The 26,403-nt window shown below is 41.9% G+C and carries 21 protein-coding genes, 1 pseudogene and 1 riboswitch; of the genes and pseudogenes, 18 read left to right on the top strand and 4 right to left on the bottom strand.

Annotated features, from left to right (window positions below; translation table 11 throughout):
- From SORDD15_RS08445 to SORDD15_RS08375, 15 genes are all read left to right on the top strand, one after another.
- Nucleotides 1-245: SIALI-17 repeat-containing surface protein (locus tag SORDD15_RS08445; protein ID WP_128973562.1), on the top strand; the 245-nt coding region annotated here is incomplete at its 5' end.
- A 128-nt stretch (nt 246-373) separates the two neighbouring features.
- Nucleotides 374-3,007 (top strand): DNA polymerase I, encoded by a 2,634-nt coding sequence (polA, locus tag SORDD15_RS08440; protein ID WP_061416444.1) that lies wholly within the window; start codon nt 374-376, stop codon nt 3,005-3,007.
- Between the two features lie 103 nt (nt 3,008-3,110).
- A riboswitch (TPP riboswitch) is annotated at nt 3,111-3,213 on the top strand.
- 72 nt (nt 3,214-3,285) lie between these two features.
- Nucleotides 3,286-3,576, top strand: a complete 291-nt coding sequence (locus tag SORDD15_RS08435) for a thiamine-binding protein (RefSeq protein ID WP_000647673.1) — start codon at nt 3,286-3,288, stop codon at nt 3,574-3,576.
- On the top strand, nt 3,539-4,297 hold the full coding sequence (locus SORDD15_RS08430; protein WP_061416311.1) for an ABC transporter permease: 759 nt from the start codon (nt 3,539-3,541) through the stop codon (nt 4,295-4,297). Before SORDD15_RS08435 ends, SORDD15_RS08430 begins: the two co-directional genes overlap by 38 nt.
- A gap of 38 nt (nt 4,298-4,335) precedes the next feature.
- Nucleotides 4,336-5,343: an ABC transporter substrate-binding protein gene (locus tag SORDD15_RS08425; protein ID WP_061416310.1), complete on the top strand. Its 1,008-nt coding sequence runs from the start codon at nt 4,336-4,338 to the stop codon at nt 5,341-5,343.
- Nucleotides 5,343-6,071 carry an ABC transporter ATP-binding protein gene (locus SORDD15_RS08420; RefSeq protein WP_061416308.1) on the top strand — a complete coding sequence of 243 codons (729 nt, stop codon included), beginning with the start codon at nt 5,343-5,345 and terminating at the stop codon, nt 6,069-6,071. The genes SORDD15_RS08425 and SORDD15_RS08420 overlap by 1 nt, the downstream gene beginning before the upstream one ends.
- Nucleotides 6,072-6,189: 118 nt before the next feature.
- Nucleotides 6,190-6,648 carry a CtsR family transcriptional regulator gene (locus SORDD15_RS08415; protein ID WP_001211258.1) on the top strand — a complete coding sequence of 153 codons (459 nt, stop codon included), beginning with the start codon at nt 6,190-6,192 and terminating at the stop codon, nt 6,646-6,648.
- Between the two features lies 1 nt (nt 6,649).
- Nucleotides 6,650-9,082 (top strand): ATP-dependent Clp protease ATP-binding subunit, encoded by a 2,433-nt coding sequence (locus SORDD15_RS08410; RefSeq protein ID WP_061416306.1) that lies wholly within the window; start codon nt 6,650-6,652, stop codon nt 9,080-9,082.
- 256 nt (nt 9,083-9,338) lie between these two features.
- The gene (gene bgrR / locus SORDD15_RS08405; protein ID WP_061416304.1) at nt 9,339-9,992 is read left to right on the top strand and encodes a response regulator transcription factor BgrR; all 654 of its coding nucleotides are present in this window, start codon (nt 9,339-9,341) and stop codon (nt 9,990-9,992) included.
- A complete protein-coding gene (gene bgrS / locus SORDD15_RS08400; RefSeq protein ID WP_061416302.1) occupies nt 9,989-11,329 on the top strand; it encodes a sensor histidine kinase BgrS in 1,341 nt (446 codons plus the stop codon). The genes bgrR and bgrS overlap by 4 nt, the downstream gene beginning before the upstream one ends.
- Nucleotides 11,330-11,437: 108 nt before the next feature.
- The gene (locus SORDD15_RS08395; RefSeq protein ID WP_061416300.1) at nt 11,438-11,965 is read left to right on the top strand and encodes an isoprenylcysteine carboxyl methyltransferase family protein; all 528 of its coding nucleotides are present in this window, start codon (nt 11,438-11,440) and stop codon (nt 11,963-11,965) included.
- Nucleotides 11,966-12,044: 79 nt separating this feature from the next.
- The gene (gene bac, locus SORDD15_RS08390; RefSeq protein ID WP_061416298.1) at nt 12,045-16,013 is read left to right on the top strand and encodes an IgA Fc-binding protein BAC; all 3,969 of its coding nucleotides are present in this window, start codon (nt 12,045-12,047) and stop codon (nt 16,011-16,013) included.
- A gap of 333 nt (nt 16,014-16,346) precedes the next feature.
- The gene (locus SORDD15_RS08385) at nt 16,347-17,405 is read left to right on the top strand and encodes an AAA family ATPase (protein ID WP_061416296.1); all 1,059 of its coding nucleotides are present in this window, start codon (nt 16,347-16,349) and stop codon (nt 17,403-17,405) included.
- A 9-nt stretch (nt 17,406-17,414) separates the two neighbouring features.
- Nucleotides 17,415-18,194, top strand: a complete 780-nt coding sequence (gene pnuC / locus SORDD15_RS08380; protein WP_061416294.1) for a nicotinamide riboside transporter PnuC — start codon at nt 17,415-17,417, stop codon at nt 18,192-18,194.
- A 1-nt stretch (nt 18,195) separates the two neighbouring features.
- Nucleotides 18,196-18,969 carry an NUDIX domain-containing protein gene (locus tag SORDD15_RS08375; protein WP_061416292.1) on the top strand — a complete coding sequence of 258 codons (774 nt, stop codon included), beginning with the start codon at nt 18,196-18,198 and terminating at the stop codon, nt 18,967-18,969.
- Between the two features lie 71 nt (nt 18,970-19,040).
- Here SORDD15_RS08375 and SORDD15_RS08370 read toward each other — a convergent pair whose 3' ends face one another.
- A complete protein-coding gene (locus SORDD15_RS08370) occupies nt 19,041-19,271 on the bottom strand; it encodes a hypothetical protein (RefSeq protein ID WP_061416290.1) in 231 nt (76 codons plus the stop codon).
- 265 nt (nt 19,272-19,536) lie between these two features.
- On the opposite strand from SORDD15_RS08370, the gene SORDD15_RS08365 reads away from it, so the two are divergent.
- Entirely contained in the window at nt 19,537-20,220 is a 684-nt protein-coding gene (locus tag SORDD15_RS08365) for a hypothetical protein (RefSeq protein ID WP_061416288.1), read from the top strand.
- A gap of 66 nt (nt 20,221-20,286) precedes the next feature.
- On the opposite strand, the gene dusB is transcribed toward SORDD15_RS08365, so the two are convergent.
- Both dusB and hslO read right to left on the bottom strand, forming a co-directional pair.
- Nucleotides 20,287-21,267, bottom strand: coding sequence for a tRNA dihydrouridine synthase DusB (gene dusB / locus SORDD15_RS08360; RefSeq protein WP_061416286.1), 981 nt, complete (start codon nt 21,265-21,267; stop codon nt 20,287-20,289).
- The gene (gene hslO / locus SORDD15_RS08355; RefSeq protein ID WP_061416283.1) at nt 21,254-22,126 is read right to left on the bottom strand and encodes an Hsp33 family molecular chaperone HslO; all 873 of its coding nucleotides are present in this window, start codon (nt 22,124-22,126) and stop codon (nt 21,254-21,256) included. The genes dusB and hslO overlap by 14 nt, the downstream gene beginning before the upstream one ends.
- A 166-nt stretch (nt 22,127-22,292) precedes the next feature.
- Between hslO and SORDD15_RS08350 the strand changes: the two are divergent.
- Nucleotides 22,293-23,187, top strand: a pseudogene (locus SORDD15_RS08350) (amidohydrolase family protein).
- A 442-nt stretch (nt 23,188-23,629) separates the two neighbouring features.
- Nucleotides 23,630-23,881 (top strand): hypothetical protein, encoded by a 252-nt coding sequence (locus SORDD15_RS10220; RefSeq protein ID WP_155718786.1) that lies wholly within the window; start codon nt 23,630-23,632, stop codon nt 23,879-23,881.
- Nucleotides 23,882-24,045: 164 nt separating this feature from the next.
- On the opposite strand, the gene gshAB is transcribed toward SORDD15_RS10220, so the two are convergent.
- Complete coding sequence (gene gshAB / locus SORDD15_RS08345; protein WP_061416281.1) at nt 24,046-26,304, bottom strand: bifunctional glutamate--cysteine ligase GshA/glutathione synthetase GshB; 2,259 nt, start codon at nt 26,302-26,304, stop codon at nt 24,046-24,048.
- Nucleotides 26,305-26,403: the final 99 nt, after the last annotated feature.

Below are 26,403 nucleotides of genomic sequence, written 5' to 3'. Positions count from 1 at the left end.
CAGAGTTACCAGAGTTTAACGGTGGAGTCAATGATCAGGAACCACTTGTACAAGAAGTGACAGAATACAAACCAACTGCTGGAACGGTTCAAGACAACACTTATAAGGCACCAGCAGCCAAGGAAGAAGAAAAGAAAGAACTTCCAAATACTGGTGGAAAAGAGAATACAACTCTTGCTTCATTAGGATTGATGGGTCTTGTTCTTGGATTACTTCCATTTGCAAAGAGAAAATTAAACAAATAAATCGCATAAAATCAATAAAAGAAAAGGATTTGAATAGTCCTTTTCTTTTTTATGGTGAAATAGGGAAAGTCCAAGTTTTTCAGCTCTTTCCGATGGTATTTTTCCTTGCTTTCCTTTATAATGGGTGTATGGACAAGAAAAAATTATTATTAATTGATGGATCTTCAGTTGCTTTTCGAGCTTTTTTTGCGCTCTATCAGCAGTTGGATCGTTTTAAAAATGCTAATGGCCTTCATACCAATGCAATTTACGGCTTTCAACTCATGTTGAATCATGTTTTGGAGCGAGTTGAACCCAGCCATGTTTTGGTAGCTTTTGATGCTGGGAAGACGACTTTCCGAACAGAGATGTATGCAGACTACAAGGGTGGCCGTGCTAAAACTCCAGATGAGTTTCGTGAGCAATTTCCCTTCATTCGTGAGTTGTTAGACCATCTTGGGATTCGCCATTATGAACTGCCCCAGTATGAAGCCGATGATATCATCGGGACCCTAGGTCGTTTGGCTGAGAAGGATTCTTTTGATGTGACAATCGTTAGTGGAGATAAGGATTTGATCCAGTTGACGGATGAGCATACGGTGGTTGAGATTTCCAAGAAAGGTGTGGCTGAGTTTGAGGCCTTTACGCCAGACTATCTCATGGAAAAGATGGGCCTCACACCAGCTCAGTTCATTGATCTTAAGGCCCTCATGGGGGATAAGTCTGATAATATTCCTGGTGTCACAAAAATTGGTGAAAAGACGGGTATCAAGCTCTTGCTAGAACACGGTTCGCTCGAGGGTATTTATGAAAATATCTACAGGATGAAGGCTTCTAAGATGAAGGAAAATCTCATCAATGACAAGGAACAGGCCTTTTTGTCGAAAACGCTAGCAACCATTGAGACTCAGGCACCAATTGAGATTGGCCTTGATGATTTGGTCTATAATGGCCCAGATGTGGAAAATCTCGGGAAATTCTACGATGAGATGGGCTTCAAACAACTCAAACAAGCTTTAAATATTTCGTCAACGGATGCACCTGAGAGCTTGGATTTCACTATTGTTGACCACGTCAGTCAAGACATGCTGAGTGCCGACTCTATCTTCCACTTTGAGCTTTTTGGTGAGAATTACCATACAGATGATTTGGTTGGTTTTGCCTGGTCCTGTGGGGATAAACTTTACGCCACAGATAAACTTGAGCTCTTGCAGGAGCCGATTCTCAAGGAATTTTTAGAAAAAACACCTCTGAAAGTGTATGACTTTAAGAAAGCTAAAGTTCTTTTAAATCGTTTGGACTTGAACCTGCAGGCCCCTGCTTTTGATAGTCGCTTGGCCAAATACTTACTCTCAACAGTCGAGAACAATGAGATCTCAACCATTGCGAGTCTCTATGGCCAGACTTACTTGGTCGATGATGAGACTTTCTATGGTAAGGGTGTCAAGAAGGCCATTCCTGAACGGGAAAAATTCTTGGAACACCTAGCTCGCAAGGTTGCAGTATTGGTTGAGACTGAGCTTGTTTTGCTTGAAAAACTCAGTGAACATGGGCAGTTAGATCTCCTCTATGACATGGAGCAACCTCTGGCTTTTGTCCTTGCTAAGATGGAAATTGCTGGGATCAAGGTCAAAAAAGAAACCCTACTTGAGATGCAGGCTGAAAATGAGGTCGTCATTGAGCAACTCACTCAAGAGATTTACGAACTGGCTGGTGAGGAGTTTAATATCAACTCGCCTAAGCAGTTGGGCGTCCTCCTTTTTGAAAAACTGGGTCTTCCTCTGGAATATACCAAGAAAACCAAGACTGGTTACTCGACAGCCGTGGATGTGCTGGAGCGTCTGGCTCCTATTGCACCGATTGTCAGGAAAATCCTCGATTACCGTCAGATTGCTAAGATCCAATCTACCTATGTGATTGGTTTGCAGGACTGGATTTTAGCGGATGGCAAGATCCACACGCGCTATGTGCAGGATTTGACTCAGACTGGGCGTTTGTCTAGTGTGGATCCAAACTTGCAAAATATCCCTGTTCGCTTGGAACAAGGCCGTCTCATTCGTAAGGCTTTTGTCCCTGAGTGGGAGGATAGCGTGCTGCTCAGCTCGGACTATTCACAGATTGAATTGCGCGTTTTGGCTCATATTTCTAAGGATGAGCATCTGATTAAGGCCTTTCAAGAGGGAGCAGATATCCATACCTCGACGGCCATGCGGGTCTTTGGAATTGAACGCCCTGAAGATGTGACTCCAAACGACCGTCGTAATGCCAAGGCGGTTAACTTCGGAGTGGTTTACGGGATTTCAGATTTTGGTTTGTCTAATAATCTGGGTATCAGCCGTAAGGAGGCCAAAGCCTACATTGCCACTTACTTTGAACGCTTCCCAGGTATTAAAAACTACATGGATGAAGTGGTGCGTGAGGCGCGTGATAAGGGCTATGTAGAGACTCTCTTCAAGCGTCGTCGTGAGTTGCCAGATATTAATTCGCGCAACTTTAACATTCGTGGTTTTGCGGAGCGGACTGCCATCAACTCTCCTATCCAGGGTTCGGCAGCAGATATTCTTAAGATTGCTATGATTCAGCTAGACAAGGCCTTGGTTGAAGGTGGCTATCAGACCAAGATGCTGTTGCAAGTGCACGATGAAATCGTCCTCGAGGTTCCGAAATCTGAACTAGCAGCCGTCAAAGTACTGGTGAAACAAACCATGGAAGAAGCCATCCAACTCAGTGTTCCCCTCATCGCAGATGAGAATGAAGGTGCAACTTGGTATGAGGCCAAATAAGAAAGCTATGATAGAGTTTGAAGTACCTGCCTTCAAACTCTTTTTCATATTTTTCTGTAAGCAGTTTCCTTGACTTATCCTTGCTTTTGCGTTATCATATATCCATATAAGATACGGGAGTCTGTGTACAGTCTGAGAGGAAGTGTTAAACTTCGACCGCACCTGATCTGGGTAATGCCAGCGTAGGGAAGGATACTTGGCCGAATTCTGCACCTTTTCCGTATATATGGGAAAGGTTTTCTTTTTGTCAAAAGGAAGTCTGAGAAAAGGAGGTTTTTATGAAAGCGAGCATTGCCTTGCAAGTCTTGCCCTTGTCACAAGGGATTGACCGGATCGCTATTATCGATCAGGTGATTGCTTATCTGCAAGCTCAATCTGTGACTATGGTGGTGACCCCCTTTGAAACGGTCCTGGAAGGGGAGTTTGATGAGCTTATGCGCATTCTCAAAGAAGCGTTAGAAGTGGCAGGGCAGGAGGCGGATAATGTCTTTGCCAATGTCAAAATAAATGTAGGAGAAATTTTAAGCATTGATGAGAAACTTGAAAAGTATGATGAGACGACAGATTAGTCTTTTAGGCTTTCTTGGAGTCTTGTCAATCTGGCAGCTAGCAGGTTTGCTTAAACTTCTCCCCAAGTTTATCCTACCAACTCCCTTTGAAATTCTCCAGGCCTTTGCTCGTGACAGAGAATTTCTCTGGCACCATAGCTGGGCCACCTTGAGAGTAGCTTTACTGGGGCTGGTCTTGGGAGTCTTGATTGCCTGTCTCATGGCTGTACTTATGGACAGTTTAACTTGGCTCAATGATTTGATTTACCCTATGATGGTGGTTGTTCAGACCATTCCGACCATTGCCATAGCTCCTATCTTGGTCTTGTGGCTAGGTTATGGGATTTTACCCAAGATTGTCTTGATTATCTTGACGACAACCTTTCCTATTATCGTCAGTATTTTGGACGGTTTTAGGCATTGTGACAAGGATATGCTGACCTTGTTTAGTCTGATGCGAGCTAAACCTTGGCAAATCCTGTGGCATTTTAAAATTCCGGTTAGCCTGCCTTATTTTTATGCAGGTCTGAGAGTCAGTGTCTCTTACGCCTTTATCACAACAGTGGTATCTGAGTGGTTGGGAGGCTTTGAAGGACTAGGTGTCTACATGATTCAGTCCAAGAAACTGTTTCAGTATGATACCATGTTTGCCATTATTATTCTGGTATCGATTATCAGCCTTCTCGGTATGAAATTGGTCGATATTAGCGAAAAATATGTGATTAAATGGAAACGTCCCTAAGATAAGGATGTTTTAGAAAAAGAAAAGAGGAAATGAAAATGAAGAAAACATGGAAAGTGTTTTTAACGCTTGTGACAGCTTTTGTAGCTGTCGTGTTGGTGGCTTGTGGCCAAGGGACTGCTTCTAAGGACAACAAAGAAGCAGAACTCAAGAAAATTGACTTTATCCTAGACTGGACGCCAAATACTAACCACACGGGGCTTTATGTCGCAAAAGAAAAAGGTTATTTCAAAGAAGCTGGAGTGGATGTTGATTTGAAATTGCCACCAGAAGAAAGCTCATCTGACTTGGTGATCAATGGCAAGGCACCATTTGCAGTGTATTTCCAAGACTACATGGCTAAGAAATTGGAAAAAGGGGCAGGAATTACTGCCGTTGCCGCTATCGTTGAGCACAATACATCAGGAATCATTTCTCGTAAATCTGACAATGTCACCAGTCCAAAGGACTTGGTTGGTAAGAAATACGGAACTTGGAATGACCCAACGGAGCTTGCTATGTTGAAAACCTTGGTAGAATCACAAGGTGGAGACTTTGAGAAGGTCGAAAAAGTACCAAACAACGACTCAAACTCAATTACACCGATTGCTAATGACGTCTTTGATACTGCTTGGATCTACTACGGTTGGGACGGTATCCTTGCCAAATCTCAGGGCGTAGACGCTAACTTCATGTACTTGAAAGACTATGTCAAAGAGTTTGACTACTACTCACCCGTTATCATCGCTAACAACGACTATCTAAAAGACAACAAGGAAGAAGCTCGCAAAGTTATCCAAGCTATCAAAAAAGGCTACCAATATGCCATGGAACATCCAGAAGAAGCAGCAGATATCCTCATCAAGAATGCACCTGAACTCAAGGAAAAACGTGACTTTGTCATCGAATCTCAAAAATACTTGTCAAAAGAATACACAAGCGACAAGGAAAAATGGGGACAATTTGACGCTGACCGCTGGAATGCCTTCTACAAATGGGACAAAGAAAATGGTATCCTTAAAGAAGACTTGACAGACAAAGGCTTCACTAACGAATTTGTAAAATAATGACAGAAATTAGACTTGAACATGTAAGTTATGCCTATGGCGATGAAAAGATTTTAGAGGACATCAACCTGCAGGTGACTTCGGGTGAAGTGGTTTCTATCCTAGGTCCAAGTGGTGTTGGAAAGACCACTCTCTTTAACTTAATCGCTGGGATTTTAGAAGTCCAGTCTGGGCGAATTGTCCTTGACGGCGAGGAAAATCCTAAGGGGCGCGTGAGTTATATGTTGCAAAAGGATCTTCTCTTGGAGCACAAGACCGTTCTTGGTAATATCATTTTGCCCCTCTTGATTCAAAAAGTGGATAAGGCGGAAGCCATTGCCCGCGCGGATGAAATTCTTGCAACCTTTCAGTTGACGGCGGTACGGGACAAGTATCCCCATGAACTTAGTGGGGGGATGCGTCAGCGTGTGGCCTTGCTTCGTACCTATCTTTTTGGGCACAAGCTCTTTCTCTTGGATGAGGCCTTTAGCGCCTTGGATGAGATGACCAAGATGGAACTCCATGCTTGGTATCTGGAGATTCACAAACAGCTACAGCTGACGACCTTGATCATCACGCATAGTATTGAAGAGGCCCTCAATCTCAGTGACCGCATCTATATCTTGAAAAATCGTCCTGGGAAAATTGTCTCAGAAATTAAACTAGATTGGTCTGAAGACGAGGACAAGGAAGTCCAAAAGATTGCCTACAAACGTCAAATCTTAGCAGAATTGGGATTAGATAAGTAGAAAAATAGGGAGTTGGTGAAGATTATCCTTTACTTGCTCCCTTTTCCTTTAAAAAAATCAAAAATTTCGGTATAATAGTCAAAGATAGTCAAGGTTCAAAGAAGGAGTTTGATTTACTATGAGATTTAAAAATACATCAGATCATATCGAAGCCTATATCAAGGCGATTTTAGACCAGTCTGGTATCGTGGAATTGCAACGGAGCCAGTTGGCAGATACCTTTCAGGTTGTGCCAAGTCAGATCAACTATGTCATCAAGACACGTTTTACTGAAAGCAGAGGATACTTGGTTGAGAGCAAGCGTGGTGGCGGAGGCTACATTCGCATCGGACGGATTGAGTTTTCCAATCATCATGAGATGCTCCGCGATTTGCTTTACTCGATTGGTGAGCGAGTTAGTCAGGAGATTTATGAGGATATTCTCCAGCTTTTGGTGGAGCAGGACTTGATGACCAAGCAAGAGATGACCTTGCTGACTTCTGTAGCAACGGATCGTGTCCTAGGGGAAGAATCTTCAGTTGTCCGTGCCAATATGCTCCGACAGCTATTACAAGAGGTAGATAGAAAAGAGAAGTAAGATGAACTATTCAAAAGCATTGAATGAATGTATCGAGAGTGCCTACATGGTTGCGAGCCATTTTGGAGCTCGTTACCTAGAGTCTTGGCACTTGTTGATTGCCATGTCCAATCACAGTTACAGTGTGGCAGGGGCGACTCTAAATGATTATCCTTATGAAATGGATCGTTTAGAAGAGGTCGCGTTGGAACTGACTGAAACGGACTATAGCCAAGACGAAACCTTTACGGAATTGCCCTTTTCCCATCGTTTGGAGGTTCTCTTTGCAGAAGCAGAGTATGTGGCCTCAGTGGTCCACGCAAAGCTGCTAGGGACAGAGCATGTCCTCTATGCGATTTTGCATGATGGCAATGCCTTGGCAACTCGCATCTTGGAGAGAGCAGGCTTTTCTTATGAAGACCAGAAAGATCAGGTCAGAATTGCTGCTCTTCGTCGCAATCTAGAAGAACGTGCTGGCTGGACTAGAGAAGATCTCAAGGCTTTGCGTCAACGTCATCGCACAGTAACTGACAAGCAAAATTCCATGGCCAATATGATGGGCATGCCTCAAGCTCAAAGTGGTGGTCTAGAGGACTACACGCATGACCTGACGGAACAAGCGCGTTCTGGCAAGTTAGAGCCAGTTATCGGTCGAGACAAGGAAATCTCACGTATGATTCAGATTTTGAGTCGGAAGACCAAGAACAATCCTGTCTTGGTTGGAGATGCTGGTGTCGGGAAAACAGCTCTAGCGCTTGGTCTTGCCCAGCGTATTGCTAGTGGGGACGTGCCTGCAGAAATGGCTAAGATGCGCGTGTTAGAGCTGGATTTGATGAATGTCGTTGCGGGGACACGTTTTCGTGGTGACTTTGAAGAGCGCATGAATAATATCATCAAGGATATTGAGGAAGATGGCAAAGTGATCCTCTTTATCGATGAACTCCACACCATTATGGGTTCTGGTAGTGGTATTGACTCGACTCTGGATGCAGCCAATATCTTGAAGCCAGCCTTGGCGCGTGGAACTCTGAGAACGGTTGGTGCAACCACTCAGGAAGAATACCAAAAACACATCGAAAAAGATGCTGCCCTTTCTCGTCGTTTTGCAAAAGTGACGATTGAAGAGCCAAGTGCAGCAGACAGCATGACCATTTTGCATGGGTTGAAGGCTACCTATGAGAAACACCACCGTGTGCAAATCACAGATGAAGCGGTCGAAACAGCTGTCAAGATGGCGCATCGTTACTTGACTAGTCGTCACTTACCAGACTCTGCCATCGACCTCTTGGATGAAGCAGCGGCAACAGTGCAAAACAAATCCAAGCATATGAAAGCAGACGAATCCGGATTGAGTCCAGCTGACAAGGCTTTGATGGATGGCAAGTGGAAACAAGCTGCCCAGTTAATCGCAAAAGAGCAGGAAGTCCCAGTCTATAAGGACTTGGTAACAGAGACTGAAATCCTGACTACCTTGAGTCGCTTGTCAGGGATCCCAGTCCAAAAATTGACACAAACAGATGCTAAGAAATACCTGAACTTGGAAGCGGAGTTGCACAAACGTGTCATCGGTCAAGATCAAGCTGTTTCAAGCATTAGCCGTGCCATTCGTCGCAACCAGTCAGGTATTCGCAGTCACAAGCGTCCGATTGGTTCCTTTATGTTCCTAGGACCAACGGGTGTCGGTAAGACAGAATTGGCGAAGGCTCTGGCAGAAGTCCTCTTTGATGACGAATCAGCCCTTATCCGCTTTGATATGAGTGAGTATATGGAGAAATTTGCGGCTAGCCGTCTCAATGGAGCTCCTCCGGGCTATGTGGGTTACGAAGAAGGTGGAGAGTTGACCGAGAAAGTTCGTAACAAGCCATACTCCGTTCTCCTCTTTGACGAGGTAGAAAAGGCCCACCCAGATATCTTTAATGTCCTCTTGCAAGTCTTGGATGATGGTGTCTTGACAGATAGCAAGGGGCGCAAGGTTGACTTTTCAAATACCATTATCATCATGACGTCAAACCTTGGTGCAACAGCCCTTCGTGATGACAAGACAGTCGGTTTTGGGACCAAGGACATTCGTTTTGACCAGGAAAATATGGAAAAACGCATCTTTGAAGAGTTGAAAAAAGCTTATCGACCAGAGTTTATCAACCGTATTGATGAAAAGGTGGTCTTCCATAGCCTGTCTAGCGACCATATGCAGGAAGTGGTGAAGATTATGGTTAAACCATTGATTGCTAGCCTAGCAGAGAAAGGCATCGACTTGAAACTGCAAGCTTCAGCGTTGAAGTTACTGGCAAGCCAAGGTTATGATCCAGAAATGGGAGCCCGTCCACTTCGCAGAACACTGCAAACAGAGGTGGAAGACAAGTTGGCAGAACTCCTCCTCAAGGGAGAACTAGTAGGAGGTAAGACTCTCAAGATTGGTGTCAAAGCGGGTCAATTAAAATTTGATATTGCTTAAAAATGGAGAATCAGGAGCAATCCTGATTTTTTTTGTATTTATTTTTATGAAATCAAAGGAAACAAGTTGACAATATGTAAATATCGGTTATAATAAGAATAGATAGATATTAAGATTTGTACAGCATGAAAAAGAGCAGAGTTTCCTGAAATTTCCACCATTTCAACAGAGCCCTGTTTCTTTTTTTGCGTATGAAATGAAAATAATGTAAACCTAGCAAAAGAGTGAATTTTAGATAGGTTAAGAAGGGAAATAGATGAACATTTTAGTTGTAGATGATGAGGATATGATTAGAGAGGGGGTAGCTGCTTTTTTGAGAGAAGAAGGCTATCATGTTATTCTAGCAAAGGATGGGGAGGAGGCTTTGGAGAAATTTCATGAGTTCCCGATTCATCTGATGGTCTTGGATTTGATGTTACCGAAGCGGAGTGGATTTGAGGTGTTAAAAGAAATTAATGGAAATCATGATATTCCTGTAATCGTCTTAAGTGCACTCGGAGATGAGGAAACTCAGATGCAGGTATTTGACCTTTATGCTGATGATCATGTGACAAAACCATTTTCACTGGTGCTCCTAGTCAAACGGATTCAAGCCTTGCTTAGGCGTTACTATGTTGTGGAGGATATCTGGCATTATCAAGATGTGACAGTGGATTTCACATCCTACCAAGCTCGAGTCAAGAACGAGGAGGTTGCAATTAAGCCGAAAGAATTGTTGGTTTTAAAATGTTTGATCCAACATAAGAACCAGGTCTTGAGTAGAGAGCAGATACTCGAGTCTATCTCAAATGATTTTGCAGATTTGCCTCTTGATAGAGTAGTTGATGTTTATATTCGAAATCTTCGTAAAAAGCTAGATTTGGATTGTATAGTGACAGTGAAAAATGCAGGGTATAAAATTAGCTTATGATAAAAAATCCTAAATTATTAACCAAATCATTTTTAAGAAGTTTTTCGCTTTTAGGTGCAATTGCTTTGATCATCCACATCGCCATCTATCTGACCTTTCCTTTTTATTACATTCAGCAAGAGGGTGAGAAGTTTAATGAGAGTGCTACTATTATGAGCAGGTACTTAGAAGGTAAAAATTTTCATGAACTGCCTAGCTTGCTGGAGTCCTATTCGAAGTCTCTTCGCATCTCTGCCCATTTGAAAGATGATGTACTGGACAAGAGAATTTCCCTTGTGCATGACTTGGAAATAAAAGAAGGCAGTATTACTAACTATATTGTGACTATTGACCGTCAGATTACGACAGCTGATGGTAAAAAGGTAACCATTCAATTTATTCAAGGTGTGGATATTTATAAAGAGGCAACACGGATTATGCTTCTCTATCTCCCTTATACCTTTCTAGCAACGCTTGTATTTGCTTTTCTCTTTTCCTACTTCTATACGAAACGTTTATTGGAGCCTCTCTTTTATATTTCAAAAGTTACAGGTAAGATGCAGGAGTTGGACCATGATATTCGCTTTGATGAAACGCGAAAGGATGAAGTTGGGGAAGTTGGAAAGCAAATCAATGATGTGTATGAAAACTTGCTGGCAGTCATTGATGAATCTGAGAGAAGAAATGAACGGATTATCAGGTTGCAAAAGCAGAAAGTTTCTTTTGTTCGTGGAGCGTCCCATGAGTTGAAAACCCCTTTAGCCAGTCTTCGAATTATTCTAGAGAATATGCAGTACAATATTGGGGATTATAAAGACCACCCTAAGTATATAGCAAAGAGTATCGATCAAATTGATCAAATGAGCCACTTGCTTGAAGAAGTTTTGGAGTCCTCTAAGTTCCAAGAGTGGACAGAGTGTAGCGAGACCTTGATAGTCCAGACTGTTTTGACGGATGTTTTATCTCGCTATCAGGAATTAGCACGCTCAAGAGGAATAGAAATTGAAAATCAATTGACAGATGCTACCAGGGTCGTCATGAGCCTCAAGGCATTGGATAAGGTTTTGACAAACCTGATTAGTAATGCAATTAAATATTCAGATAAAAATGGGCGCGTAATCCTATCCGAGCAAGATGGCTATCTTTCTATCAAAAATACCTGCCAACCTCTTAATCAAGAAGAGTTGAATCATTTGTTTGATATTTTTTACCACTCTCAAGTTGTTACAGATAAGTCTGAAGGGTCTGGTTTGGGACTCTATATCGTGAATAACATCCTAGAAAGTTATCAAATGTCCTATAGTTTTCTCCCTTATGAACAGGGAATGGAATTTAAAATTTGCTTGCAAGTAGATTAGTTGTATAAAGTAAAAGAACGGAAATCTCTCCGTTCTTTTTTGTTAAAATTCACATAGGTTTAACATGAGAATATTATTTTAAATATAGAAAAAAGAAAGGATACTGGTATGGTATTAGCGATTATTTTAGTAACCTTCCTCGTTCGATTGATTTTTTTAAAACGTTCGATGGAGAATGAAAAACGAATCCTTAGCAATGGCGGGAAAGAATTTGGAGTTGAGAATACAAAACGATTAACGATGGCTCATATTGTTTTTTATCTCTCTTGCTTCGTTGAAGCAATGGTGCACAAGACAAATTTCGATGGCATGAGTATGGTTGGTTTAGTCTTGCTTATTTTTTCTATGCTGATGTTGATGTTGGTGATTCACTTGTTGGGAGATATTTGGACAGTAAAGCTTATGCTTGTCAATAATCACAAATATGTAGATCACTTCCTTTTTAGAACTGTAAAGCATCCTAATTACTTTTTAAATATACTACCAGAACTAGTTGGTTTGGCCCTGGTGAGTCATGCTTATGTGACATTCATCTTTATTTTTCCTGTATATGCTACTATTTTGTACCATAGAATAGCAGAGGAAGAAAAATTATTACAGGAAGTGATTATTCCAAATGGAAGAATGAAAGGTTAAAAATAATATACCAAATTTAATATGCAGTTCATATTGGAAGGGTATACTGAAGATAAATAAAATATTGGAGGATATAGATATGTTTAAATCAAATCATGAACGAAGAATGCGTTATTCCATTCGTAAATTTAGTGTAGGGGTAGCTAGTGTACTAGTAGCTAGCTTCTTTATGGGAAGTGTTGCTCATGCAAGTGAGCTTGTAAAGGATGATAGTGTTAAGACTACGGAGATTGCGGCTAAGTCATATCCAAGTATGGCTCAAACAGATCATGGAAATAAGTCATCATCCTCAGAACTTGAGACAACAAAGATGGATATTCCTACAATAAACATTAAAGAAGCTGTTGAACCGATCGAGAAAACAGCTATTACTGCTTCTCAAAATGATGAGGAGAGAGAATCAACTGAAAAAGTTACAGCAGAAAAGACTAAGGAGACAGACTCGTCTAAATCAAATGATAATAAAGCCAAGGTAGAAGAATTAAAGAATCGTCTCAAAAATCAAATTAATCAGAGTCCATTATCAGAAAACGAAAAGAAAGATTGGCTAGCTAGTATTGATGATGAGGAAGATACGGACAATTTACAGACTTTAGAGTATGGATTTAAAAAGTTTATCCAAAAGAAACAGGAACAAACTTCTAAGCAATCAGATACGAAAGTAGATCTAGGCAATATTGACAAAGAGCTTAATCATCAAAAGAGTCAAGTTGAAAAAATGGCAGAGCAAAAGGGAATCACAAATGAAGATAAAGATTCTATGCTGAAAAAAATCGAAGATATTCGTAAACAAGCTCAACAAGCAGATAAAAAAGAAGATGCCGAAGTAAAGGTTCGTGAAGAACTAGGTAAACTCTTTAGTTCAACTAAAGCTGGTCTGGATCAAGAAATTCAAGAGCATGTGAAGAAAGAAACGAGTAGTGAGGAAAATACTCAGAAAGTTGATGAACACTACGCTACTAGTCTTCAGAATCTTGCTCAAAAATCTCTTGAAGAACTAGATAAGGCAACTACCAATGAACGAGCTACACAAGTTAAAAATCAATTCTTAGAAAACGCTCAAAAGCTCAAAGAAATACAACCTCTTATCAAAGAAACGAATGTGAAATTGTATCAGGCTATGAATGAGAGCTTGGAGCAGGTTGAGCAGGAATTAAAATATAATTCGGAAGCTAATTTAGAAGATTTGGTTACGAAATCTAAAGAAATCGTAAGAGAGTACGAAGAAAAACTTAATCAATCTAAAAATCTTCCAGAATTAAAGCAACGAGAAGAGGAAGCTCATTCGAAGTTGAAACAAGTTGTGGAGGATTTTAGAAAAAAATTTAAAACGTCAGAGCAAGTGACACCAAAAAAACGTGTCAAACGAGATTTAGCTGCTAATGAAAATAATCAACAAAAGATTGAGTTAACAGTTTCACCAGAGAATATCACTGTATATGAAGGTGAAGACGTGAAATTTACAGTCACAGCTAAAAGTGATTCGAAGACGATGTTGGACTTCAGTGATCTTTTAACAAAATATAATCCGTCTGTATCAGATAGAATTAGTACAAATTATAAGATCAACACGGATAATCATAAGATTGCCGAAATCACTATCAAGAATTTGAAGCTAAATGAAAGTCAAACAGTGACTCTAAAAGCTAAAGATGATTCTGGCAATGTGGTAGAAAAAACATTCACTATTACAGTGCAAAAGAAAGAGGAGAAACAAGTTCCTAAAACACCAGAGCAGAAAGATTCTAAAACGGAAGAAAAGGTTCCTCAAGAACCAAAATCAAATGCCAAGAATCAATTACAAGAGTTGATTAAATCAGCTCAACAAGAACTGGAAAAGTTAGAAAAAGCAATAAAAGAATTAATGGAGCAACCAGAGATTCCATCAAATCCAGAGTATGGTATTCAAAAATCTATTTGGGAGTCACAAAAAGAGCCTATCCAGGAAGCCATAACAAGTTTTAAAAAGATTATTGGTGATTCATCTTCAAAATACTACACAGAGCACTATTTTAACAAATATAAATCTGATTTTATGAATTATCAACTTCATGCACAAATGGAGATGCTGACTAGAAAAGTGGTTCAGTATATGAACAAATATCCTGATAATGCAGAAATTAAAAAGATATTTGAGTCAGATATGAAGAGAACGAAAGAAGATAATTACGGAAGTTTAGAAAATGATGCTTTGAAAGGTTATTTTGAGAAATATTTCCTTACACCATTTAATAAAATTAAGCAGATTGTAGATGATCTGGATAAAAAAGTAGAACAAGATCAGCCAGCACCAATTCCGGAAAATTCAGAAATGGATCAGGATAAGGAAAAGGCCAAGATTGCTGTATCGAAGTATATGAGTAAGGTTTTAGATGGAGTTCGTCAACATCTACAGAAGAAAAATCACAGTAAAATTGTTGCTCTTTTTAAGGAACTTGAAGCGATTAAACAACAAACTATTTTTGATATTGACAATGCAAAGACTGAAGTAGAGATTGATAATTTAGTACATGATGCATTCTCAAAAATGGATGCTACTGTTGCTAAATTTCAAAAAGGTCTAGAGACAAATACGCCAGAAACTCCAGATACACCGAAGGTTCCAGAGCTACCTAAAGCCCCAGACGCACCTCAGGCTCCAGATGCTCCAAGTACCCCAGATTTACCTCAAGAATCGGAAGTCAATCAGGAGAAGGAAAAAGCTAAGTTTGCTGTAACGACGCATATGAGTAAACTTTTAGATGAAATAAGTAGCCATTTAAATAAACAAAAACACAATCAGATAGTCAGTCTTATTAAGGAACTTGATGAAATCAAAAAACAAGCTCTTTCTAAGATTGATAATGCAAGTACTATCCCGGAAATTGGCAAATTAGTGTATGAGACACTGGAAAAAATGGACGATGCTGTTACGAAATTCCAAAAAGGCTTAGAATCAGACTCACAGGAAGCCCCAGATGCACCAAAGGCTCCAGACACACCGCATGTTCCGGATACACCAAAAACTCCAGATGTACCAAAGGCTCCAGACACACCGCATGTTCCGGATACACCAAAAACTCCAGATGTACCAAAGGCTCCAGAAACACCGCATGTTCCGGATACACCAAAAACTCCAGATGCACCAAAGGCTCCAGAAGCACCGCATGTTCCGGATACACCAAAAACTCCAGATGCACCAAAGGCTCCGGATACACCGCATGTTCCAGAAGCACCGCATGTTCCGGATACACCAAAAACTCCAGATGCACCAAAGACCCCAGATGTACCAAAAGCTCCAGATGCACCTAAGGCCCCAGACACACCAAAGATTCCGGAAGCACCGCATGTTCCGGATGTACCAAAGACTCCAGAGGTCCCTAAGCTTCCAGATGCACCGAAGTTACCGGATGGGTTAAATAAAGTTGGACAAGCAGTATTTACCTCAACTGATGGCAAGACGAAAGTCTCAGTAATATTTGATAAACCTACAGATGCTGATAAGTTACATCTCAAGGAAGTAACGACGAAAGAGTTGGTTGATAAAATTGCTCGTAAAACAGGAGGGGGAACAGTTCGTGTGTTTGACTTATCTCTTTCTAAAGGAGGCAAGGAAACTCATGTCAATGGAGAACGGACTGTTCGGCTCGCGCTTGGGCAGACTGGCTCAGATGTTCACGTCTATCACGTAAAGGAAAATGGCGACCTTGAGCGTATTCCTTCTAAAGTTGAAAATGGGCAAGTTGTCTTTAAAACGAACCACTTCAGTTTATTTGCGATTAAGACACTTTCTAAGAATCAAAATGTCACTACACCTAAGCAGACTAAACCTTCTATCCAAGATAGTCAAACACAGATAGGAGAGAGCCAAACTGGAAAATTCCAGAATAAAGAAGTTAATCATAAACCATTGGCTACTGAAAATGAAACAGTAGCAAAAGGAAATCCTACATCAGCAACTGAGAAGAAATTGCCATCTACAGGAGTGGCGTCTAATCTAGTTCTTGAGATCCTTGGTCTCCTTGGTTTGATTGGAACTTCATTCATCGCGATGAAAAGAAGAAAATAATGATTCAGTTTTTTAAAAATATCTACTTTCGATATTTAGCATTTGATTGGTTATCTGTGGATGATTCTAAAGATGTTACCTATCGTTGGTATGTAACAATTATAAGTCATTTCATATAGAGATGAATCTAAGATATAAAAAGAGAAGGCTAGTGAACCGCAAAAGTTAGAGTTTTTATGTCCAACTTTTGAGGGGCAGTATAAAGATGGCCTTCTCTTTTTTTGCTACTTTTTTATAAAAAATGATAAAAAACTATTGACAAAACAAAAATATAGTATATAATAAAAATATAGAAAATAAAAATATCAAAAACTATAAAAAGGTAAAACGTTTATGAAAAAGAAAACAGCAGTGGTATTTGGAACCTTTGCCCCTCTCCATCAAGGGCATATCGATCTGATTCAGCGAGCGAAGCGTCAGTGTAACCAGGTCTGGGTAGTTGTTTCAGGCTACGAGGGAGACCGAGGTGAGCAGGTAGGTTTAAGTCTTCAAAAACGATTTCGCTATATCCGAGAGGCTTTTCGTGACGATGAGTTGACCTCTGTCTGCAAGCTGGATGAGACCAACCTTCCCCGTTACCCTATGGGCTGGCAGGAGTGGTTGGACCAGATGTTAGCGGAGATTTCCTATGATGAAACCCAGCAAGATTTGACCTTCTTTGTGGGAGAAGAAGAATACCAGCAAGAACTAGCTAAACGTGGATTTGGCACTGTCTTGCAAGAAAGAAAGTTTGGTATATCAGCGACTATGATTCGAGAAAATCCAAGCAAATATTGGAAATACATCGCTCAACCCTTCCGTCGTCAGTTCACAAAGAAAGTCTTGATCATGGGAAGTGCCAGTAATGGGAAGACCACTCTAGCCAAGGATTTGGCAAGGTATTACGATGCGCCTGTCAGTCTGGAATACGCGCGTGAGTACCAGATCAAAAACAATGTCCGCGATGATGAATTGACTCCAAAGGATTACTACTATCTCCTTTTAGGACAGTACGACCAGACCTCAAAGCTAATCGATAGCAATGCCAATCGTGGCCTAGTGATAGCTGACACAAACTCCTTAGTAACCAAAGGCTACTATGACTATTACATGGAGACTGAGGACCAAGGGGACTTATCAGGAGAAACCTTTGACAATCTCTTTGCCTCTATCTTGGCCAAGGAAAAATGGGATTTGATTCTCTTTGTGCAGCCTGTCGGCTCCTATGTCAATGATGGATTTAGAGATATGACCATGGCAGAAGACCACATTCGCTACAGTTTTTCCCAGCATTTGGATCAGATGAGGGAGCGATATTTAACGACCATTCCTTTAGTTTATCTGGCTGAGGATTACTTAGGCAATTATGAAGCAGCAAAAGTGGCTATTGATGCCATTTACCAAGCAGATTAGGAGAAAATGATGAAAAAACTAACTGAAAAAATCACACAATTTATCGAAAATTTTAAAAATGTCCATGCCGAAGCCCGTAAGATCGGTTTTGCAGGAATCATGCGCTTGTTATGGAAAGATCTCTTTGTCGGTCGCAGTCTTTTCCAGTGGTTGTATCTCATCGCCCTGTCAAGTGTTCCCTTGATCTTAGAGTTCACGCAAAATACAGAAAGCCATGATTGGCTGAGCTTGTTTGCATCTTGGACTGGGATTGTCTGTGTTATCTTGGTAGCAGAAGGTCGTGCGAGCAATTATCTCTTTGGGGCCATTAACTCGGCTATCTATTTGATTTTGGCCATGAATGCGACTTTTTATGGAGAAGTTTTGACGACTGTTTACTTCTTTGTCATGCAGCCGATTGGTCTCTATGCTTGGTTGTCCAATCGTATCAATGACCAAGGAAAACCAGAAGAATCCCACTTTGAAGCTAAGAAATTATCTGTGCTTGACTGGCTCAAGTACTTGACCTTGACTGCTATCATTTGGATTGGTATGGGCTTGGCTTACCAAAGTATCAATAGCGCTCGCCCTTTCCGTGATAGTGTTACTGATGCGACCAATGGTGTTGGTCAGCTCTTGATGACACGTCTCTACCGTGAGCAATGGATTTTCTGGATTGCAACCAATCTCTTTAGTATTTATCTCTGGTGGGGCGAAAATATCCACATTCAAGGGATGTACTGGGTTTACACACTTAATAGTCTAGTGGGTTGGTACCAATGGACTAAGGCAGTTCGAAAGGAGGCATAAGATGGCAGACATAAAGATTCCAGCCGGGATGACGGAAAAAGAATATTATGAAATCCATGCCAGTCAGGAGGAGTTTTTAGACTGGTACTACAAGCAGGAACTCCCTCAATATGAAAAACCAAGTGTGACAGTGGATATGGTAGCCTACTGCTTTGTCGAAGGAAAAATCAAGCTCTTGCTGATTCGTCGCAAGGCTCACCCCTATCAGAACTGTTTGGCTTTGGTTGGAGGCTTTATGGATAAGGGAGAAGATGCTGCACATGCCTGTCAACGCGAGGTGAGAGAAGAAGTCAATCTGGATCTACCTTTGGAAAAAATCGAGCAATTAATGACCGTATCAACCCCTGGGCGTGACCCACGGGGCTGGACAGTGACCATTGCTCACTTGGTGTACCTGCCTAGTCGTGCCCTAGACCTCGTTCAGGCAGGAGACGATGCCAAGGATGTGGTTTTCGTAGATGTCAATTTTCAGACAGGCAAATGCTTCTTAGAGGGAGTTGAGCTGGAGGAGCAAGCCTTCGCCTTTGACCATTATGCCATTATCCAAGAATCCATCAAACGAATCCAAGGCCGTCTCGACTGGAACCCGACCTTCCTCTATCTGTTGGAGGAGGAATTCACCGTCTACGAAGGAACCGAACTGGTCAACCTCATCAACCCCGGTCGCCCAATCGTTAGCAATAACTTTCTTGTAAAATACGGCGAATATGTAGAAGAAGTCGGACTCAAACGAGTGCCTAAAAAGAAACCAAGAAAAACCTATCGATTGAAATAAAAAGCGAGGTCGGGACAAAGTTCCCGACCTCTTTATCTACCATCATGAGATAGCTTTCTGTTGCGACTGTATTAGGGGTGGCTATCTTTTTTAGGATCGCTCAACATGTGAGTAAAGAAATCTTTGTATCGATACTTGAGATAGTTCTCATGTAAAAATAACAAAGCGATGTAAACAATCATAAAGATTGTAGTCAGATAGAGCACATCAAATGCAGTTCGCGCATAGTAAGTGGCTGATTGATAAGAGCCAATAGCTCCCAAAATCAACCAAGGAATATACTTGTAATACTTATTTAGCATAAGAGCATACCTCCTATATTCTATTTCAATGTTATTATATTCCTTTGTCTAACACAATGCAAGCGATTACACAAAGGTGATGTAAAAAATAGGACTCTAATTTTAAAAATTTTCTATTTTTTTGTTTCAATTACGAATAGAAATAGTAGAGAGAAATTTTTTAAAATAGTTTCTCTAAATAGTTGACAGATTTAAGGTCTAATGTTACAATTATATTACAAAAAGATTTCTTAACATTTCAAAAATGTTACAAAGGAGTAGAAAGATGGAAAAGAAAACCTATATCAAATTGATGGCAGCAACTGTATTGGCTTCTACTTTGCTATTAGGAGCTTGTGGAAATAAAAACGAAACCACTCAAACCAGCAGCTCTGCCAAGACAAGTCAATCATCAAGTTCTAAAGCAGCTTCTTCTAGCAAAGAAAGCAAGACACAAAAATCTTCAAGCTCAGCTTCATCTGAAAAGGCTCAGGCATCTTCTGATCAGTCTTCTACAACGGCAGATCAGTCACAAGCGAAACCAGCACCTGAATCAAGACAAGAACCAGCAGCTCCTAGTCAACAAGCCCCATCTCAGGCACCTTCAACTCAGCAAGGTTCTCAAGCCCAGTCTAACCAGTCAGGCTATGATCCAACAACTGACCGCCAACTTCAAGACAAGCAAGCAGAACACAACAAACGCTACAAGGGTGTTTTAACCATGGTCGATGGTGACTTCTCGGCTGCTGCGGGCAACTGGAAGGGAGCGAATGGTGAAACTATTACGGTTTCATCAGGGGGCCAATTCACAGTAGAAACTGCAGATGGAAAGAAAGAAAACTATTCTATCAGAGGCTACTCTTACACTCTTGATGATGGTAAGTATAATGCCAAAATCGGTGGAGGAAAAATCATCCAAATTACAACAGGTGCGGATGGCAAGGTTTCCAGTGTTGCTTTGAATCAATAATAGTACCTAGGTTTTCCTAGGATCTAAAAAAACCGTAACTCGCTTGAGTTTACGGTTTTTTGTGTATTATGCTTTGTCTAATTGCAAGAGGGATTCAATCTCTGCTAGAGTGCTGGCTTGGGAGATGGCTCCACGGAGTTTAGCAGCGCCAGATGTTCCCCGGAGGTAGTGAGGAGCGAGGCCGCGGAATTCACGAACGGCTACGTTTTCTCCTTTGAGGTTAATCAAGCGTTTCAAATGTTCGTAGGCGATTTTCATCTTGTCTTCAAAAGTCAAATCAGGGAGAATTTCTCCTGTTTCAAAGTAATGGTTGATCTGGTTGAAGAGGTAGGGATTTCCCATGGCTGCGCGTCCAATCATGACAGCGTCAGCCCCGACCTCTTCGATACGCTGTTTGGCTTCTTGGACCGTACGGATGTCACCATTTGCGATAAATGGAATCTTGGTCAGAGCTTGAGCGACCTTGTGAAGGGTCTCAAGGTCTGCGTGGCCTGTGTACATTTGTTCACGGGTACGTCCATGCATGGCGAGAGCAGAGACACCAGCAGCCTCAGCTGCGAGGGCGTTTTCCACGGCGAGTGAAGCATCTGACCAGCCAGTGCGCATCTTGACAGTGAGGGGTATATCAAGGACAGATTGGACCTTGTTGATAATAGAGTAGATCTTATCTGGATCCTTGAGCCACATAGCGCCAGCTTCATTTTTTACGATTTTGTTAACCGGGCAGCCCATGTTGATATCAACGATATCAGTCTTGGTGTTTTCTTGGATGAATTCTGCTGCGCGTGCGAGGCTGTCTTCGTCGCTACCAAAAAGTTGGATAGAAACGGGGTTTTCACCTTCGTCGATATGAAGCATGTGCAGGGTTTTTTCGTTGTTGTATTGGATTCCTTTGTCAGAGACCATTTCCATTACAACGAGTCCAGCTCCGAGCTCTTTTGCGATGGTCCGAAAGGCTGAGTTGGTCACGCCAGCCATGGGCGCTAAAACGGTACGATTGGGAATCTCAACATTGCCAATCATAAAAGGTGTATTAAGATTTGTCACGAATGAGTTCCTCCAGGTCCTTTTCATCAAAATTGTAAGTGGTTTGGCAGAATTGACAAGTGATTTCTGCTCCCTTGTCTTCTTCCTTCATTTCCTCTAAGTCTGAGCTTGGAAGGCTGGCAAGAGCGTTCATAAAACGGTCTTTGCTGCAGTCACATTGGAAACGAATTTCTTCTTCAGATAGACGTTTGTAAGATTCGTCACCATAGATGGCCTTGAGAAGGGCTTCGATATGGTCATCGCTTTCCAGAAGGTTTGAGATAGCTGGCATTTCTTGGATGCGTTTTTCAAAGCGAGCAATCTCTTCTTCCTTGGCCCCTGGCAATACTTGGAGAAGGAAACCTCCGGCAACTTTGACCTTGTCGTCTTTATCCAAAAGAACATTGAGGCCGACTGCTGAAGGGGTTTGTTGGCTTTCTGTCAGGTAGTATGCCAAATCTTCACCGATTTCTCCAGAGATGAGGGGAGTCATGGAGTTGTAAGGATTTCCAGTACCGTAGTCTGTGATAACGAGAAATTGGCCATTGCCGACAAAAGGACCGACTAGGACTTCACCCGTTGCAGTCTTTTTGATGTCAACGCCAGGATTTTGCACATAGCCTTTGACATTTCCCTTAGTATCTGCGACTGTGATAATGGCACCGAGAGAGCTCGTTCCAAGAACTTTAACAGTTAGTTTGGTATTTCCTTTTTCATTGGCTGCGAGAATTTGGCTAGCGATAAGGGTACGGCCAAGTGCAACAGTTGAACTGGCTTGGGTTTGATGTTTTTCTTGAGCAGTGCGGACGGTTTCCGTGCTGTCGAGGACATAGGCACGAAAAGAGCCACTTTCTGAGATTGTTTTAATAATTTTATCCATAGCTACTATTTTAGCATAAAAAGGAGTGAAGGGGCAAAAAGAGAACTTGTTTTCGAACGTCTGGTGAAATGTTTCTCTTGGTTTAAATTTTTGTACAATGGAGAAGGGGACAATAGTTTGTAAGGATTGCCTCTGGTCGTAAGTGTTCAAAAGAAAGAAGAGTGTTATGTCTAAAATCGATGTTTTTGCCCATGTTTTACTGCCAGAGTTTTCTAAGCGAATGTTTTTGTTGGATCCTGAACTTCCTGAAAAGATGCCTTTTATTCAGAATTCTGTCCTTTCGGATTTCGCTCTTCGCTGTAAGTACCTGCTAGCAGGGATTAAGCAAATCATTTCTTATGTCAATCTGAATCCTGAGGATTATTTATCAGAGTTGTCTGCTCTTCTATTGACTAAGAAAGCTAATCAATAATTGATCCAGACAGTTCAGGAGTATTCGGACCTATTTGTGGGTGGCGTTGCTATGCTGGTTCTTGATGATGAAGAAGGGAGTCTATCTATGGTGTATACGGTAGCAGAGATACCAGAATTGCTTGGCGTTCAGATTTTTAGTCGTCATCTAGGCAAATCACTGGCGGATGAGAAATTTAAGCCGATTTTTGGTAAATGTGCTGCGTTACAATTACCTGTCCGACTTCATCCTGTTTTGATGAACGAAAACCTGACAATAATATTGTTTTTTCTTGGGAATATAAGTCGACTTAGGCCATGTATCAGATTGTCGAGGCAGGATATTGTCAAAAATTTCCAGATCTCAAAATTATTGTCCATCATGCGGGTGCCATGTTTTTTATTTTGCGAGGCGGATTGATCACATCTTATTAGAATGGCAGACATCAGATTTCCGAAAATTTTATGTGGATACAGTTATTTTTGGGAATCCCAAGGCGCTAGAGTTGGCAGTAGATTTCTTTGATCTGGATCATGTCCCCTTTGGTCTTGCGCCGACAGGAGCGTGGGAAGTGATTAGCCAGGCGATTGAAAGTTTGCCCCTCAGTCAGGCGGAGAAAGAGCAGATTTTCAGCCAAAATATAATAGGGTTAGTGGGAGATAAGGCTTGATATGAAGCTGGTTACCTATCCTTTTCGTTTGAGAGCGACTCGTACAGATTTAACAACTTTTCATGAGGGCCAGTGTCGTTAATCTAATAATTTCTCAAAAAAGTGAGCTCGGACCCCTCGCATGTATATGAAAGTTAGAACTCGCCTACAGAATCCATTGTTTTTGAAGCCTATGCGAATGGGGGAGCCTATTAAATTCACCGAAAATCTCCCCAGTGCCAAGATTATGTGAAAAAGACTGGGTCTAAACTCGCTAAAAGAGAGGCGTTTAAAGTGGAGCCGATTTTCCTGCAGGGAGACATTGGTGCTGGCGAATGGATTGGAGAGGAGTATTTTTTCTAAAATTTGTTCAAGTTGAAACCGAAAGGGAAGGGGAAACTTTGAGAGTAGTGTATTAACCAATATAAAAATCTCTCTGGCGGTAGAAGAGGCTGTTCTCGCTATGTATGCGATGCGCGAATGTGAGAAATCCAATCGGAGGTATTTCTATGAAGTCTATGTGAATGCAAGAGTTTACCAGATGTACCGTGAAGCATCTTATTTTAAGATTTATCTGGCGGAAACGGAGGGTCTTGTTTTAGACAAGCAATTTCTTGATTTATCCAATGATAAGATCGTGATTAAGGGGATTTTTCTACTTTTGAGTGAGGTGAAAGAGATTCTGATTTTGATGATGGCTTTTCCGAATAGATAGATAGGAATCATTTAGAAGAAGTCATGCAAGAATGTCACACGGAATTGAAGCCGACCTTTGATACTGTTACAAAAAATGTTTCGCCTTCAACCTCACGATATTCTAAGATACAGTCAACTCAAAAAAAATCGTAGTCACTATCAGTGCTACGATTTTCTACATCTTTACTCGATTTCAGGAAAGAGTTTTGCCAAGATTTTGGGAGTTAGGGATTGACCAGGACCTTGGGCGCAATAGGTGTGCATATACATAGAAGGATTAAAGTTCAGCTCGATACAGGTGCAGTTAGGGGCATCTGGACGAGATGGTATCGTATTATCTGGGATGATGAGATCCACTCCGCAGGCCCAAGCCCCCATAGCTTTCGCCATCTGGGCAGCCAGTTCCTTGTAGGAAGGATGCATGGTCTCGGTTACATCAATCGAGTCGCCTCCAGTTGAGATGTTGGAGTTGCGTCTGAGATTGACTTGTATCCCTGCTGGTAGGATATCATCAGGCTCGTAGCCTTGTTGACTGAGCATGAGTCGTTCAACGTCTCCCAGTTGAATGATTTCAAGCGGAGAGCGGTGGTCGCGACCCCGTAACGGATTGTCGTTTTTGAGGGCGACGAGCTCTCTGACGGTGTGCATGCCATCCCCGACGACATTGGCGGCTACCCGAAGCAAAACAGCTTCACAGACGCCATCTAGGACAAAGAAGCGGTACTCGGTTCCTGCGATGAATTCTTCTACTAATACAGCACTGTCTTCAGCAAAGGCGATTTCCAGAGCCTTTTGATAGGATTCCAGACTGGCTGGTTCTTGGAAGATAGAGATGCCCAGTCCAAAGTTGGTTGATTTGGGTTTAACCACGATTTGTTTGTCCTTGATAAAAGGGTAGTAGGCGAGACCAGCTTCTAGACTAGTAAATTCCTCTCCAGCAGGGACGGGGAAGTGGGCAGCTTGGAGGATTTTCTTGGTTACAGTTTTATTGGCCATGGCAAGAGGGATGACATAGTTGTCTTTAGAGGTCATGTTGCCGTTTTTGACATATTCGACATGCTGGTCGTGCCAGAGTTTTAAGAACTGGTCTTCCTCATCTAGGATCTCAAAGTGAACTCCTTGTTGGATGACATCAAAGAGCAACATCTGGGTGGAGAGTTCCATATTTTCATAGCCTTTCAAAGCATAAGGAGCGGTCCAAGCATAATTCTGGTATTCGGTTGCTTTTTCTCGTCCAAAGTTGGCCAGAGAGTGGTTCTCGATGTGAGGGAGTAACTGCCCTGAAAGAGTCCGGTGAGGATCTGTAAGGGTTAGACGGATATCGTCTAGCAAGTCTTGGTAGGAGCGTCCAAGTCTAAAGTGGGCAATCACGGCTTCCATGGCTGCCAAAACAGGCGCTGCATCTGCCTTATTAGGTAGAGGATCTAGGGGATGTGCTAGGGCAATCTGGTTATTGAGTTCGTGAGCTTCTTGGAGGAGTCCATCAACTTCTTCCTTGTCTGCCTGATCCATCCAGACAAGGGCTAGGAGTAGGAGATGGACGGTATCCATGGTGGCTTGGTCAATGCCAGTCACTTCAAAAGGATTGAGGTCAAAACAGCGCAATTCCAGATAAGTAATGCCCTGATCTAAAAACTGACGGTTGGGTTTTTGGCCACGAAAACGCACAGCAGAGTAGAATTCTTTCTCCGCAAGAAGTTCCCCCTCTTTGACATAGCGCTCAATGTCTGTGATATAGGCTTCAAGACTGGCGTAAGAAACTTGAATGTTGGGTTTATTCACATAGCCGTAGTCGCTATTACGATAGGAGCGAACAGGCCCTTGAGGGGCTTCCTTGTAAAATCCTTTCTCTGCTAGTGGAGCAGCTCCATAGAGATAGGTCAAGAGCCAGCGGTAGCGTAGGAAGTTTTGGGCGAGCTTGAGATAGAGGTCGTTTTTAAAGGATTTTTTGTCTCTATAGTCACTCACCTGATAGAGAGCCTGGACCAGATCCGCTCCCAGCTCGATATTGTAGTGGATCCCAGAGATGGCTTGGAGCTTGGTGCCGTATTTATCAGCCAGATAGGAGCGGTAGTGGCGTTCAAAGTCGTCTTCTAATTGGGCAATTTGAATGTCAGCTTCTGTGATGTGAGGGGGCATGGATAAGGGCCACATGTGCTCGTTTCTATTGATGGAGCGTCCGGCAACATCTGTAATAGCCCCCAAGAGACGTTTGGCTTCCTGGGTTGATTTGGCAACAGGGGTGATCAATTCTAGCTGAAATTCACTAAAATCCGTCTGGATATAAGGATGGTAGGAGCGAGCTCCACAGACCTCTGGATGAGGCGTTTGGGCCACGCGCCCCTCTAGGTCAACGCGCAAGCTCTCTCGCTCAATACCAAAATTTGCCTGCAGAACAGGGCTTGCTGCATCTAGTTGTTGAAGAAGTTGATTCATTTTCATAAACTCACCTGTATTTGTTGGTAGAATAGATACAGTTTATTATAAATAAGCAGAGAATTCAAATTTTCGCTACGTTTTCCCGAACTTTTAATAGCTGAC

The organism is Streptococcus oralis (assembly GCF_001578935.1).
Classification (GTDB): Bacteria; Bacillota; Bacilli; order Lactobacillales; family Streptococcaceae; genus Streptococcus; species Streptococcus oralis_R.
This window is presented reverse-complemented; position numbering and strand designations above follow the sequence as displayed.

Excerpts from the sequence above, each read along its gene's own strand:
- polA (WP_061416444.1), top strand. The coding sequence starts at position 374 with ATGGACAAGAAAAAATTATTATTAATTGATGGATCTTCAGTTGCTTTT.
- SORDD15_RS08435 (WP_000647673.1), top strand. The coding sequence starts at position 3,286 with ATGAAAGCGAGCATTGCCTTGCAAGTCTTGCCCTTGTCACAAGGGATT.
- SORDD15_RS08430 (WP_061416311.1), top strand. The coding sequence starts at position 3,539 with ATGAGAAACTTGAAAAGTATGATGAGACGACAGATTAGTCTTTTAGGC.
- SORDD15_RS08425 (WP_061416310.1), top strand. The coding sequence starts at position 4,336 with ATGAAGAAAACATGGAAAGTGTTTTTAACGCTTGTGACAGCTTTTGTA.
- SORDD15_RS08420 (WP_061416308.1), top strand. The coding sequence starts at position 5,343 with ATGACAGAAATTAGACTTGAACATGTAAGTTATGCCTATGGCGATGAA.
- SORDD15_RS08415 (WP_001211258.1), top strand. The coding sequence starts at position 6,190 with ATGAGATTTAAAAATACATCAGATCATATCGAAGCCTATATCAAGGCG.
- SORDD15_RS08410 (WP_061416306.1), top strand. The coding sequence starts at position 6,650 with ATGAACTATTCAAAAGCATTGAATGAATGTATCGAGAGTGCCTACATG.
- bgrR (WP_061416304.1), top strand. The coding sequence starts at position 9,339 with ATGAACATTTTAGTTGTAGATGATGAGGATATGATTAGAGAGGGGGTA.
- bgrS (WP_061416302.1), top strand. The coding sequence starts at position 9,989 with ATGATAAAAAATCCTAAATTATTAACCAAATCATTTTTAAGAAGTTTT.
- SORDD15_RS08395 (WP_061416300.1), top strand. The coding sequence starts at position 11,438 with ATGGTATTAGCGATTATTTTAGTAACCTTCCTCGTTCGATTGATTTTT.
- bac (WP_061416298.1), top strand. The coding sequence starts at position 12,045 with ATGTTTAAATCAAATCATGAACGAAGAATGCGTTATTCCATTCGTAAA.
- SORDD15_RS08385 (WP_061416296.1), top strand. The coding sequence starts at position 16,347 with ATGAAAAAGAAAACAGCAGTGGTATTTGGAACCTTTGCCCCTCTCCAT.
- pnuC (WP_061416294.1), top strand. The coding sequence starts at position 17,415 with ATGAAAAAACTAACTGAAAAAATCACACAATTTATCGAAAATTTTAAA.
- SORDD15_RS08375 (WP_061416292.1), top strand. The coding sequence starts at position 18,196 with ATGGCAGACATAAAGATTCCAGCCGGGATGACGGAAAAAGAATATTAT.
- SORDD15_RS08370 (WP_061416290.1), bottom strand. The coding sequence starts at position 19,271 with ATGCTAAATAAGTATTACAAGTATATTCCTTGGTTGATTTTGGGAGCT.
- SORDD15_RS08365 (WP_061416288.1), top strand. The coding sequence starts at position 19,537 with ATGGAAAAGAAAACCTATATCAAATTGATGGCAGCAACTGTATTGGCT.
- hslO (WP_061416283.1), bottom strand. The coding sequence starts at position 22,126 with ATGGATAAAATTATTAAAACAATCTCAGAAAGTGGCTCTTTTCGTGCC.
- SORDD15_RS10220 (WP_155718786.1), top strand. The coding sequence starts at position 23,630 with ATGTATGCGATGCGCGAATGTGAGAAATCCAATCGGAGGTATTTCTAT.
- gshAB (WP_061416281.1), bottom strand. The coding sequence starts at position 26,304 with ATGAAAATGAATCAACTTCTTCAACAACTAGATGCAGCAAGCCCTGTT.